Origin of the sequence: Vibrio splendidus (assembly GCF_002873455.1) — a bacterium.
Taxonomy (GTDB): domain Bacteria; phylum Pseudomonadota; class Gammaproteobacteria; order Enterobacterales; family Vibrionaceae; genus Vibrio; species Vibrio splendidus_J.
In genome coordinates this window covers 346,155-359,044 of record NZ_MCUN01000013.1, presented here as the reverse complement: position 1 = coordinate 359,044, position 12,890 = coordinate 346,155, and the positions used below count along the sequence as shown (strand labels likewise).

General features: G+C 46.3%; 9 protein-coding genes. 7 read left to right on the top strand and 2 right to left on the bottom strand.

The window, feature by feature from the left end; genetic code table 11:
* The first annotated feature begins 120 nt into the window (after nt 1-120).
* The 7 genes from BCU75_RS14325 to cyoE all read left to right on the top strand — a co-directional run bounded on the left by BCU75_RS14325 (nt 121) and on the right by cyoE (nt 9,887).
* Nucleotides 121-1,242 (top strand): efflux RND transporter periplasmic adaptor subunit, encoded by a 1,122-nt coding sequence (locus tag BCU75_RS14325; RefSeq protein ID WP_102474257.1) that lies wholly within the window; start codon nt 121-123, stop codon nt 1,240-1,242.
* 8 nt (nt 1,243-1,250) lie between these two features.
* Nucleotides 1,251-4,349 carry an efflux RND transporter permease subunit gene (locus BCU75_RS14320; protein WP_102474256.1) on the top strand — a complete coding sequence of 1,033 codons (3,099 nt, stop codon included), beginning with the start codon at nt 1,251-1,253 and terminating at the stop codon, nt 4,347-4,349.
* A 743-nt stretch (nt 4,350-5,092) separates the two neighbouring features.
* Nucleotides 5,093-5,989 (top strand): ubiquinol oxidase subunit II, encoded by an 897-nt coding sequence (cyoA, locus tag BCU75_RS14315; RefSeq protein WP_080659634.1) that lies wholly within the window; start codon nt 5,093-5,095, stop codon nt 5,987-5,989.
* Nucleotides 5,990-5,994: 5 nt separating this feature from the next.
* Nucleotides 5,995-8,088 carry a cytochrome o ubiquinol oxidase subunit I gene (cyoB, locus tag BCU75_RS14310; RefSeq protein ID WP_102474255.1) on the top strand — a complete coding sequence of 698 codons (2,094 nt, stop codon included), beginning with the start codon at nt 5,995-5,997 and terminating at the stop codon, nt 8,086-8,088.
* Nucleotides 8,078-8,695, top strand: coding sequence for a cytochrome o ubiquinol oxidase subunit III (gene cyoC, locus BCU75_RS14305; protein ID WP_010439790.1), 618 nt, complete (start codon nt 8,078-8,080; stop codon nt 8,693-8,695). The genes cyoB and cyoC overlap by 11 nt, the downstream gene beginning before the upstream one ends.
* Nucleotides 8,695-9,006, top strand: a complete 312-nt coding sequence (gene cyoD / locus BCU75_RS14300) for a cytochrome o ubiquinol oxidase subunit IV (protein ID WP_102474253.1) — start codon at nt 8,695-8,697, stop codon at nt 9,004-9,006. Before cyoC ends, cyoD begins: the two co-directional genes overlap by 1 nt.
* 8 nt (nt 9,007-9,014) lie before the next feature.
* Nucleotides 9,015-9,887, top strand: a complete 873-nt coding sequence (gene cyoE, locus BCU75_RS14295) for a heme o synthase (RefSeq protein ID WP_102474252.1) — start codon at nt 9,015-9,017, stop codon at nt 9,885-9,887.
* Nucleotides 9,888-9,964: 77 nt separating this feature from the next.
* Here cyoE and BCU75_RS14290 read toward each other — a convergent pair whose 3' ends face one another.
* Together BCU75_RS14290 and BCU75_RS14285 are read right to left on the bottom strand one after the other, a co-directional pair.
* A complete protein-coding gene (locus BCU75_RS14290; protein WP_102474251.1) occupies nt 9,965-10,453 on the bottom strand; it encodes a hypothetical protein in 489 nt (162 codons plus the stop codon).
* Between the two features lie 220 nt (nt 10,454-10,673).
* Nucleotides 10,674-12,650 (bottom strand): alkyl sulfatase dimerization domain-containing protein, encoded by a 1,977-nt coding sequence (locus tag BCU75_RS14285; RefSeq protein WP_102474250.1) that lies wholly within the window; start codon nt 12,648-12,650, stop codon nt 10,674-10,676.
* Nucleotides 12,651-12,890: the final 240 nt, after the last annotated feature.

Genomic DNA, 12,890 nt, shown 5'->3' with positions numbered 1-12,890 from the left:
ATGGTTTTATCAATCATTAACGATGAAACTTATTTTTAACATAATCAAACTAGACAGTCTAGTTTGATTTGGTTAGTCTAAAAAAAGAACATAATTGAGTACCGCATAGGAACAGTACGTATGTATAAATTGATGAAGGGAAGCGCAGTGGCAGTGGCGTTGTCGACTCTTCTTGTTGGGTGTGGTGAAAAAACACAAGCCGAGACAGAATCCGATGCAGGTAGTACCGCCGTTGAATCGAATAGTGCAGCGTCGACGGTGTTAACCGTAGAAACTGTCGCTTTGGAACGCTCCCCATCGTATGCAGTACAGCGTGAATATGTTGGTGTGGTAAAAGCGGGGCAGCAGGCGAATTTAGGTTTTGAATTGGCGGGTAAAGTAAACGAGATTCTGGTGGATGTCGGTGACACAGTTACAACGGGTCAGCCGTTGATTCGATTGGATACTCAGTTATTGGAAACCGAGTCTAGCCAACTGAAAGCGCAGGCTGAAGAAGTCAAAGCTCAGTTGAGTTTGGTAGCCGCAAACCTTAAACGTCAACGCTCATTGAAAGCAAAAGGCTTCAGTGCTGAAGCGGAGATTGACTCACTGACGAGTGAACAACGTGTATTGCAGGCGAACTTGTTGCGCATTGATGCCTCAGTAAAAGGCAATCAATTGAAGTTGGTGAAATCTACGGTTCGTGCACCATATTCAGGCACCATCGCAACACGTTTTGTCTCCCTAGGAGATGTGGTGAATGTGGGTAATCCAACTCTTACACTGCTCGCCTCTGAAGGAAAAGAAGCCTTTATCGGTATTCCTGCTAATCAAATGAAAAAGGTCACTTCACTTTCCGCACCAAGTATTCGAGTCGGGCGAGATGATTTCGCTGTGAGCTTGTTGAATCCGGGCGCAATGGTCGACACACAGTCTCGTAGTGTAGGTTTGCGTTATTTGTTCCCTGAACAATCTTCGGTATTGGAAGGGCAACTTGCCTATCTTAAGTTTGATGAACAGATTGATGACCAAGGTTATTGGGTGCCATTAACTGGATTGATTGATGGATTGCGCGGTGTGTGGAACATCTTTGTCATTGGTGAAGACAACAAGGTTGAACGTAGAAGTGTTCAGGTGTTGTTTGCCAACAACCAACAAGCGTACGTGAGTGGGGCCATTGAAGACGGTGAACAAGTGATTGCTAGTGGCTTACATCGCTTAGTTCCCGGCCAAACCGTGAAGCCAATCAGCGCTGCTGAATAGGAAATAGCATGAAGATCATAGAGACTATTTCTAATACCCGACTGCTTATCTTAATGACAGCCTTGCTGATGGTGAGTGGTATTTCTGCGTTCATGACGCTGCCGCGTGCAGAAGATCCAGTCATCACCAACCGCTACGCTAACATAACAACCAGCTTCCCCGGCGCCAGTGCCGAACGTGTTGAAACCTTGGTTACTGAGGTAATCGAGAATAAGCTGCGTGAACTGAGTGAAGTTAAATTGGTGAGCTCAACCTCAAGACCGAGCGTATCGATTGTTACGCTTGAGCTCAATGACACCATCACTGAGCCAGAACCCGTTTGGTCTCAAGCTCGCGACAAGTTATCTGATATCGAATCCATTTTGCCTGCGGGCTCTCATTCTCCCGATCTCGATAGCGATCATACCTATGCTTTCACAACTATCGCATCTCTAACTTGGTCTGGTGCAGGTGAGCCTGACCGATTAACTCTTGGGCGCTACGCCAAGGAATTGGCCAAGCGATTACGAACCTTGTCGGGAACTGAATTCGTTGATGAATACGGAATGCCGCAAGAAGAGATTCAAATCAGTTTACGTACTGCAGATGCAGCGGCGTTAGGTCGTTCAAGTGCCAATATCGCAGAATCTTTGGAAGGAGCAGATGCGAAAAACTCTGCCGGTGAATTAGTGAGTGCTTATTCTCGCTTTGGCTTAGAAATTAAATCTGAACTCGATTCCATTGAACGCATTAAGCAAGTGCCAATCGCCACTGACAGCAATGGTCATATCATCCGTATGGAAGACATTGCGTCTGTAAAACGTGGTGAGAAAACCCCACAAGATCAAATTGCTATTATTGACGGTGAGCCGGGTGTGATTGTCGCGGCAAGAATGCATCCGGACTTACGAGTTGATAATTGGACGTCACGAGCCAACGCTCTAATTGGCAAGTTTGAGCAAGAGTTACCGAGTAACGTTAAGGTGACGGTACTCTTTAATCAGCAAGGTTACACCGAAACTCGCTTAGACGATTTGGGCAAAAGCTTGATGATTGGTTTTGGTCTGATTTTGATTGTGCTGTTCGTGACCTTGGGTGTGCGCGCCGCGATCTTAGTGGCGATTTCTTTGCCATTAACGTCACTGCTTACGCTGTCGATCATGAAAATGACCGGTGTGCCGATTAACCAGATGTCGGTGACGGGCTTAATTGTAGCGCTCGGGATCATGGTGGATAATGCGGTGGTAATGGTTGATACCATTCAAGCTTATCGCCTGAAAGGGCAACAGCGCGCTGAAGCGACCATGAATGCGTTGAAACATTTGTGGGTGCCATTACTAGGCTCGACACTCACCACTGTCTTAGCCTTTGCACCGATCATTTTGATGCCGGGCGCATCGGGTGAATTTGTCGGTGGTATTGCGATTACCGTTTCTTTCTCGTTGATCGGTTCTTACATTATTTCACATACCCTAATTGCGGGCTTGGCGACTAAGCTACTACCGAAACAGCTCAGTGATGTTGATAAGAAAGGTCAGCACCATTGGTACATGACAGGCTTGAGAATTCCTGCGTTGACGCGTTGGTTCTCGTCTTCTGTTCGATTTGGTGTGACGCATCCAATCATCACGATTGCTTTGGTGTTGTTGGTTCCGTTTACTGGCTACTGGAGTATGTCTCAACTGACTGAGCAGTTCTTCCCGCCATCAGACCGAGACATGTTTGAGATTCAGGTTTACATGCCGCCGCAAGCGAGCATTTATGCGACCAAGAATACCTCTGAGAAAATCGACGACATCATTCATCGTTATCCTGAAGTAGAACGTATCGATTGGTTAGTGGGTGCAAACTTCCCATCGTTCTATTACAACCTGCAAGCAAGGCAAAATAACGCGCCGTACTTCTCGCAAGCGATGGTGAAAACAGAGAATTTTGATCAAGCCAATGCGTTGATTCCAGAGCTTCAAAAGGTGCTAGATAACGAGGTTCCAGAAGCACAGATATTGGTGAGAAAGCTTAACCAAGGGCCTCCATTTACCGCGCCCGTTGAACTGCGTGTCTATGGTGAAAACCTAGATACGCTCAAAGCAATTGGTGAGGATGTACGTTTGATTCTGGCGGGTGTCCCTCATGTGACGCATACCAGAGAAACATTGCAACCAGGTACGCCTAAGGTGTGGTTGAAGGTCGATGAAGACACCGCAAAGTTGAATGGTATTTCATTGAATCAGTTTGCAGGCATGCTGCAAACTACGCTAACAGGTCGTGAAAGTGGCTCGGTAATTGAAGGAAGTGAATCGGTGCCAATCCGTGTTCGTGTGGCAGATGAAGCTCGTGAGAACTTAGCGCATTTGAGTAACATTCGTTTGCCAATCAGTTCAGATGTGTATTCGACGGGTATTAATGTTTCGACTTTGGCTGAGCTTGAATTAACGACAAGCCGTGGCGCGATTACTCGTCGTAATGGGCAGCGTGTCAATACCATTGAGGGTTACATTGAAGCGGGTGTCTTGCCTCAAACCGTACTTAATGAATTTCAGAAACGCCTAGCAAACTATGAGATGCCATCGGGTTACACGATTGGTTTTGGTGGCGAATCCGCTGAACGAGACAATTCAGTCAACAGTCTCATCTCGAATGTCGCCGTTGTGGTGGTATTGATGGTGTTGGTGGTGGTGATGTCGTTCAACTCGTTCCGAATGAGTAGCATCATCTTCATGGTGGCAGGATTGGCTGGTGGATTAGGGCTGCTGTCGGTGTGGATCTTCGGTTATCCGTTTGGCTTTACGGTGATCATCGCCATGCTCGGGATTGCGGGCTTAGCGATTAACGCCGCCATCGTGATTCTGACGGAATTGAAACTCGATGAGCAAGCTTCATCCGGTAATGTGGATGCGGTGGTAGAAGCTGTGATGTCGTGTACTCGTCATATCAGTTCGACAACGATCACGACGGTTGGCGGCTTTATGCCACTGATCATTGCTGGTGGTGGCTTCTGGCCTCCATTCGCGGTCGCGATTGTTGGCGGTACAGTATTAACTACGCTTATTTCTTTCTACTTTGTGCCTGTGGTTTATCACTTGATGACTAAAAATCAGCGCAAGAAAGTCGTGACTCCAACAGCCTAATCTCTCTCTTAATGACTATTGCTCCTCTCCCTTGAGGGGAGTAATACCCGCTTAAAACATATCTTAACACCCCAAAAAACGGCTTTTTATCTTCATTTGTGCCCGTTTTTTGCTGGACATAGCTGACATTATTATCATGAAAATCAACATGTCATTTGAATATCTAATGGGTTGTTGTCTCTAGTGATGCCTTTTGTAAATACCTTTAAAATCGTATGTGAATTCATAAATTTGACGTTCATCACGCTTTGTTTAATTCACTCTTTCTAATGTAATCAAACATTGTTGTTTCTACTGCTTGTTTACTTTTCTCTCTCCCGTTTCCCCTTAATCCTTTACCGCAAATGGCTCAACTCGTGTGGCACGCCTATATCGTGCGTCTGAATCGCATCAATTTCCCACATCTAACTTTCATAACTGGAAGGTTAGTTTCCAAGTTTGTTTGGTGAGCTTTCAATTTCAACTCCTCATAATGCGCCAAATGTAACAATGTATTTCAAAGTGTAACAATTAAGTCATATTTTTTGTGTGGTTTTAACCGTGCGGCAATGTTTCGACTGCGCAGCACTGCCGCTTTAACTTGGCAGTTCAACTGTTCAACTGTCGACTGTTCAAGATCGTGGCTAATTCCGTTTCGCTTTGAGATGCGTCGTTTCACATGCTCAACACATAAATATTCTAATGACCATGACAACCAGTACTCGGGCGTTCGTTCTGAGGCTGGATAACCATCGAGAAAGTTAATGGAAGCTTCAAGATATAAACGCATTTTATCGAGAGCAAATCTGTCGAGGATTGGTTTGGTGGGAACCGTCCTGATGCTCGAAGGATGTAACTCCGCATTGCTCGACCCAAAAGGTAGCGTTGGCGTTCAGGAAAAGGAGCTGATTATTACGGCTCTGTTGCTGATGCTGATTGTCGTCATCCCCGTGATTCTGATGACCATCTACTTTGCCTATAGATACCGCGAAAGTAATACCACAGAAGAGTATGCACCTGACTGGGCGCACTCAACCAAGATCGAAGTGGTGGTATGGACGATTCCAATCATCATTATTGCGATTCTGGCCACCATCACTTGGCGAACAACACACGAACTAGAGCCTTCCAAGCCTCTGGAGAGTGACGTTAAGCCTATGGTGATCGAAGTGGTCTCTCTGGACTGGAAGTGGCTGTTCATCTATCCGGAGCAAAACATTGCGACGGTTAACTATGTTGCGTTCCCGAAAGATGTACCGGTGACGTTTAAGCTAACTTCAGACAACATCATGAACGCGTTCTTTATCCCGCGTCTTGGTTCGCAGATCTACGCGATGCCGGGAATGGTGACCAAGCTGAATTTGATCGCGAACCACGAAGGTGACTTCAAAGGTTTTGCATCGAACTACAGTGGTAAAGGGTTCTCTCAAATGAAATTCACCGCATCAGCCATGCCTGATCAAGTGGCGTTTCTAAACTGGGTGGAAAAAGTGAAAGCTAGCCCAGACCGTATTGAAGATTGGGAGCAATTCCGTTCTTTGGCTGCGCCGAGTGTGGCTGAACCTGTGACTCTGTTCTCCAGTATCCCACCATTTTTATTCACTGATGTCGTGACCCAGCACCCTGGTTCAATGAACTGTTTGCCGGAAACCCAAGGATAATCGTCATGTTTGGAAGATTAACTCTAGACTCAATTCCCTACCACGAGCCCATTATTTTGTTCACGTTAACCATGATCGCTTTAGTGGGTGGTTTAGTGCTGTATGCGGTAACAAAAGCCGGTAAGTGGCAATACCTTTGGAATGAATGGTTTACTTCTGTAGACCACAAAAAATTGGGCTTCATGTACATTGCGGTCGCGATGGTGATGTTAGTTCGTGGCTTTGCCGATGCCGTCATGATGCGTAGTCAGCAATTGCTTTCTGCAGCGGGTGAGACAGGCTATTTACCGCCACATCACTATGACCAGATCTTCACGGCTCACGGCGTGATCATGATTTTCTTCGTCGCGATGCCTTTGGTTATCGGCCTGATGAACATCATTGTGCCGCTGCAAATTGGTGCTCGTGATGTTGCATTCCCCTACTTGAACAACCTGAGCTTCTGGCTGTTTGTGGTGGGTATCATCCTAACCAATATGTCACTGGGCTTAGGTGAATTTGGCCGTACGGGTTGGTTGGCGTATCCGCCGCTTTCCGGTATTGAGGCAAGTCCGGGAGTCGGGGTCGATTATTGGATATGGGCGCTGCAAATATCCGGTGTGGGTACCACGTTAACGGGTGTGAACTTCTTCGCGACTATTTTGCGCATGCGTACTCCGTCTATGCCAATGATGAAGATGCCCGTATTCACGTGGGCGTCTCTGTGTGCCAACATCCTGATCATTATCTCCTTCCCAATCCTAACGGTAACCATCGCGTTACTGACTTTGGATAGATACATCGGCACGCACTTTTTCACCAATGACCTTGGTGGCAACGTGATGATGTATGTGAACTTGATTTGGGCATGGGGACACCCTGAGGTGTACATCCTAATTTTGCCTATCTTCGGTGTGTTCTCTGAAGTGACTGCGACTTTCTCTCGCAAAAAACTGTTTGGTTATACCTCACTGGTATGGGCAACGGTGGCTATCACTATTTTAGCGTTTGTGGTTTGGCTACATCACTTCTTCACTATGGGTTCTGGCGCCAATGTGAATGCCTTCTTCGGTATCGCGACCATGATTATCTCTATCCCAACTGGGGTTAAGATCTTCAACTGGCTATTCACCATGTACAAAGGACGCATCCGCTTTACCACGCCAATGATGTGGACGGTGGGCTTCCTAATCACCTTTACCGTTGGTGGTATGACGGGCGTGTTGATGGCGGTACCGGGCGCAGATTTCATTCTGCATAACTCGGTATTCCTGATTGCGCACTTCCACAACGTAATCATCGGTGGCGTTGTCTTCGGTTGTTTTGCTGCGATTGGTTACTGGTTCCCGAAAGCGACTGGTTTCACTCTGAACGAGCTTTGGGGTAAACGCGCATTCTACTGCTGGATCATTGGTTTCTTGATGGCGTTCTTGCCGCTTTACGCTCTAGGCTTTATGGGTATGACGCGTCGTTTGAGCCAAGATATTAACCCTGAATTTTTCCCACTACTGGCGGTTGCGGCTGCAGGTACGGGCGTGATTGCGATGGGTGTTGTTTGTCAGTTCGTTCAGATTTACGTGAGTGTTCGTGACCGCGACCAAAACCGAGATCTAACCGGTGACCCATGGGGTGGACGTACATTCGAATGGGCAACGTCTTCACCACCGCCGTTCTACAACTTTGCAAAATTGCCTAAGGGCGATGAGCTCGATTCGTTCTGGTATCAAAAGCAAAGTGGTGAGTTTGACCCAACTCAAGAAGAAGAATACGAACGTATTCACATGCCGAAGAATACACCGACAGGTATCTATGTTTCTGCATGGGCGTTGGCACTTGGCTTCGCAATGATCTGGTACATCTGGTGGCTAGCGGCTGCAAGCTTAGTAGGCATCGTGGTGACGTGTATTCAACACAGCTACAACGACGATGTGGACTACTACGTGGAAGTTGAAGAGATCAAAGCGATTGAAGCGGCTCGACGTGCACAGCTTGCAGAAGCAAAGAAACAGTCAGTGAAAGGCGACAACTCTGGTCGTGGTAACAGTGCTGACGGTGACAGTGATGCTGACAGTGGTAATAACGACAATAAAGATGACTTGGAGACGACGTATGCAAGCTAATACTCCGTCACACACTTATGATCTTGCACACTCGCATGATCATCACCACGAAGCTGCGGGCAATAAGTTGTTTGGCTTCTGGGTTTACTTGATGAGTGACTGTGTCCTGTTTGCCACGCTTTTCGCGACTTATGCCGTGCTTGAGAGTGGATCTATCGCAGGGCCTACAGGCAAAGACATCTTTGAACTGCCGTTCGTGTTTGTCGAAACCATGATGCTGTTGTTCAGTAGTATCACCTTTGGCTTTGGCATGATTGCAATGAAGCGCAAAGACGTTACGGGACTGAAGCGGTGGATAAAAGTCACTTTCGTATTGGGTTTAGCCTTTATCTGTATGGAAGTGTATGAGTTTCATCACTTGATTGCAGAAGGCTATGGCCCTCAAGAAAGCGCATTCCTTTCTGCGTTCTTTACCTTGGTTGGCACACACGGTTTGCACGTAACGTTCGGTCTGATTTGGATGGCGGTGGCGTATCACCAGCTTTCAACCAAAGGCTTGAACGACAATATGTCGATGCGTTTCCAGTGCTTAAGCCTGTTCTGGCATTTCCTTGATATCGTTTGGATTTGCGTATTTACCATCGTGTACTTAATGGGGGTGATGTAATGGAACAGCATCTAGACAGCGGTGCAACGGATTATGTGAAAGGCTTTATTGCGTCACTAATTCTGACCATTATTCCGTTCTACATTGTGTGGTCACATGCGCTACCAAACACGGAAACTTACGTGATCTTGTTCGGTTGTGCGCTGGTGCAAATCTTTGTGCACTTTAAGTACTTCTTGCACATGGAAGCGAAATCGTCCGATGGGCGTTGGAACTTGGTGTCACTGATGTTTACCGCCATTGTTGTATTGATTCTTATCGCTGGCTCGGTATGGATCATCTACAACATGAACGTCAACATGAAGTTGTAGGCTAGGGTATGCTGAAAAGTTATTTGTCTATTACCAAACCGGGCATCATTTTCGGCAACCTGATTTCTGTTGCGGCGGGGTTCTTCCTCGCTGCAAAAACAGAACCAGCCAGTGCGATGTTGTTACTGACGACTTTAGCGGGTGTAGGGCTTGTGATTGCATCAGGTTGCGTGGTAAACAACATCTTTGATCGAGATATCGACCAGAAAATGAAACGTACCCAGAACCGTGAGTTGGTTCAGGGCAATATCAACACAGACGTCGCATTTATCTATGCGTTAGTTATGTTGTTGGCAGGCACAGCGTTGCTGTTTCAATTTGTTAATCCGATGTCTGCGGTTGTGGTGTTGCTTGGCTATGTGTTTTACGTCTTTTTTTACACCATGTGGTACAAGCGTAATTCCGTTTACGGCACCTTAGTTGGCAGTATCTCTGGCGCAGTTCCGCCATTAGTTGGTTACCTTGGTGTGACGAATTACTTGAGCTTAGAAGCCGTTCTATTGTTCACCATGTTCTGTTTATGGCAGATGCCTCACTCGTATGCGATTGCGATGTTCCGCATTCAAGATTACCGAGATGCAGACATTCCCGTATTACCAGTCAAAGAGGGCGTCGACAAAGCGCATCAACACATGAAAGCCTATGTTGTGGCGTTTGGCGTGGTTGCTCTGGGGCTATTTTTGCTCGGAGAGGCCGGCTACGAATACCTAGCGGTGTCGGCAGCGGTTTGCTTTATGTGGACCAAAGTGACGTTCCGCAAGGTTGATTGTCTTAACTACATCCAATGGTCAAAGACAGTCTTCAAGGTGTCCCTGCTGGTGGTCATGAGCATCAGTGGTGTGCTTGGTTTAGAACTGATCCCGTTGCCTACGCTTTTTTGATTTAAGTTTGTCGTTGAACTCTCAATGTTTTGAAGTCCGAGGGTTTGACGACTTTTTATATGTCCCGCTTTAAACTATTACCCTTCAAAAATATCACTCAGCCAATCTTCAAGCTGTTCTCGTTTATCTTGTGGTCCGTTGATGATCACTAGGCCGTTTAGTGTCGCGTGATCCCAAGATATGGTGCCAGTTGCTAGCGCATCTAACACATCTAATTCTGTGATCATTAATAGATCTTCTGCTGTAGGCAAAGTATCTCTACCTGATACATCGACACCTTTCTCTAGTTTCACTTGGCTGTAATGACCTTTAATTGCTTCAAATAGGTTGAACTCAGTTTTACTTGGGTGGGGTTTCGCAAGCACAGCCTTGATGGCAAAGAGTCGAAAGTGATCCGGCTTATTGAGGTTGTTGAATTCATCGTCTTGTCTGGCTGTGATGACGTTGCCAAATACCTCTAGTGAACCGGGCTCTGTCACCAAACTAAACCCCGTGTCTTGGTGAAGACCACAGGCAAACGTGAGTGAAGAGGTGAGTGAAAGAATCAGAGAAAATCGTTTTAACATAATGGTTATCGAGACCTATAACAGGGTTAAGAATCTGACGGCGGAAGCCGAACCTGACGACAAAAAAGGGACCACAAAGGGTCCCTGTATTTGTTTGTCGTCCATGTGAAGCGGTCAGCGAATGGGTTGATAGCGTGCTAGCGATCGTTTACTAAATAGCTATTGTCAAAGAGCTATCGCTGAAGAGCCATCGTCAAGGAGCGACCGTTCAAGTTCGCTATTAGCGAACGATGAGCATGATCTCTTCTGGAGTCATTGGCTTATCGAAGTAGCTCATGAATTGACCGAAGCCTTTGATGTCGCCATTAGAGAACTTGAATGCACCAGACTGTAGGTTGGTACCAATTTCTTGTTGAGCGTTTGGACCCGCAATCAAGATTTGGTTCAATACTGCACGAGTGGTGTCGATTTGAACGTCTGCGCCTTTTATTGCTTCTTCGTGTAACTGAGCAATACCGTTACGAATTTCGATAGTGAATGCTTCGTTCGTATCAGAGAAGTTGTACGTTAGCATCATGTTTACGTCTAACGAGTTTTCTGCGATAAGCGTTGAAGTCATCATGTCGAAGATCTGCTTGCTTGGTAGCGCAGTAAGAACGTCAACAGAAGCGAAGCTGATCATGTTAGAGAAGTCTCGCTTGTTTTCTAGTTCAGCAGCAGCGTTGAGTGCCCAGTTACGCCAGTTGATGTTCACTTGGTCAGCAGCCCATGCTTTGTAAGCTTGTGCTTTCATTTCGCGCGCTTCCATATCTTGCTTGTTTACCGTGATAGGGTAAGAAAGAATCTCTGCTGCAAAGGTGTAGTTCTCAGCCTTAATTGCTGCTTGTGCAGTAGTAAGGATGTTGTCACGACCGCCCATGATCTCTACGAATGCTGTAGCGCGTTGCTCGTAAGCCATTGGTTCTAACTGCCATGGATCCGCTTCGAAGAAACCGTTGTAACCTACGTAAATCTGACGAACGGCGTGTGCAACGGTACCGTAGTGCTCACCTAACCAAGGGTGTTCCGCAAGGTGCTTAGGAAGTTTAACGACTTCGACTAGCTCGTCTGGCGTCATACCTTTGTTCATGTAACGGATCGTTTGGTCATGCGTGTATTGAATTGCATCACGGTAAGCCGTTAATACGTCAGATACCGCTTCTTTACCTTCAACAGGGCGACCGTGAGAGTTAATCATTATCTCAGTGTCGAACTTACGCATTACGTCGATGCCCTTGAACCACATTGATGGATCACGGAATTTAGTACCACGGATAGTGTGCAGGTTAGGGAAGTTCTCACCTTGGAGTACTTCAGCCGCGTGCAGGATTTTTTGGTCAGGGAAGTAAACCACTAACTCATCTTTGGTTTCAGATGGCACGTTCTCGATGTGCATTTTAACGCCAGCAATTTCGATTTCGATGTGGCTTTGGCTTGGTACAAGCAGGTTTGGTTCAATGAACGAGATAGCACCTTGCATGAAGCGTGGACCAAGGCCGTCGTTTACTGTGCCGTGCTCGCCTTCTTCTACGTGTTTAGCTCCTGTGTAAGAAGTACGGTGACCAAAGAGAGTACCTAGATTTGAAGACCAGTTAGCTACTGCAGCGGTTAGGCCTTCTTCAGCGATAATTTTTACTTCGCCTGATGCCACTTCTTCATCCGTTACCCATGCGCGCACACCAGAGATGTGGTCGATGTGGTTGTGAGAATAGATGACTGCTTTAACTGGCTTATCTGTGATTTGACGGAACTGTTCTTTAACCGATTGAGCCATTTCTACGGACTCGCCTGGGTCAACAATGATGATGCCGTCAGTACCTTCGATCATGACAGGAGTGTCTAGACCGAAGCCGTAACCAAGGTAAATATTGTCATCTACTTTGATGATGGCTTGGTCCATTTTGCGACCATGCTTGGTTAGGATTGGATGAACGTGATCAGATTCTTCTGTGTAAGCCAGAGAGTCGCCTGTTTTCGAAACAACTTGGATGCGCTCGCCTTTGCCCCAGAACATGTTTGATTTGTGTTCGAATAGAACCTCGTTCTTGTAGCGGGCATTAAGGGCAATGTTTTGGTATTGCGCAGCATTTGCTGTCTGAAGTTCTTGACCGACTTTCGATGTCGCCTCTACAACCGGTGTCGCAGATGTAAAACCAGAAGCAAATAGAGCACTTGCGATAGCAACAGGAAGCGCCATTTTTTTGAATGTATTAGTCATGGTAGTGACCTTATATTTGGATACAGGAATTGGATTTCTTGAATCAAATAGTAGAGAGGGTAGAGGTCGCTATCTACGCACGAATAGGATTTTAATCTATCGTTTTTACGATACTTTATTTATCTAATGATTACATTGGCGATTTTACTTAATCTGAATCAATGAGTAAGTGGATCTTGTGATGGATACAAAAAATGCCCTGAAATTCAGGACATTTATTTTGAAGGTAATGGCTGTTAC

What these genes read in the sequence shown, in the direction of transcription:
- cyoC (WP_010439790.1), top strand. Translation starts at nt 8,078, where the DNA reads ATGCAAGCTAATACTCCGTCACACACTTATGATCTTGCACACTCGCAT.
- cyoA (WP_080659634.1), top strand. Translation starts at nt 5,093, where the DNA reads ATGGAAGCTTCAAGATATAAACGCATTTTATCGAGAGCAAATCTGTCG.
- BCU75_RS14320 (WP_102474256.1), top strand. Translation starts at nt 1,251, where the DNA reads ATGAAGATCATAGAGACTATTTCTAATACCCGACTGCTTATCTTAATG.
- BCU75_RS14325 (WP_102474257.1), top strand. Translation starts at nt 121, where the DNA reads ATGTATAAATTGATGAAGGGAAGCGCAGTGGCAGTGGCGTTGTCGACT.
- cyoE (WP_102474252.1), top strand. Translation starts at nt 9,015, where the DNA reads ATGCTGAAAAGTTATTTGTCTATTACCAAACCGGGCATCATTTTCGGC.
- BCU75_RS14290 (WP_102474251.1), bottom strand. Translation starts at nt 10,453, where the DNA reads ATGTTAAAACGATTTTCTCTGATTCTTTCACTCACCTCTTCACTCACG.
- cyoD (WP_102474253.1), top strand. Translation starts at nt 8,695, where the DNA reads ATGGAACAGCATCTAGACAGCGGTGCAACGGATTATGTGAAAGGCTTT.
- BCU75_RS14285 (WP_102474250.1), bottom strand. Translation starts at nt 12,650, where the DNA reads ATGACTAATACATTCAAAAAAATGGCGCTTCCTGTTGCTATCGCAAGT.
- cyoB (WP_102474255.1), top strand. Translation starts at nt 5,995, where the DNA reads ATGTTTGGAAGATTAACTCTAGACTCAATTCCCTACCACGAGCCCATT.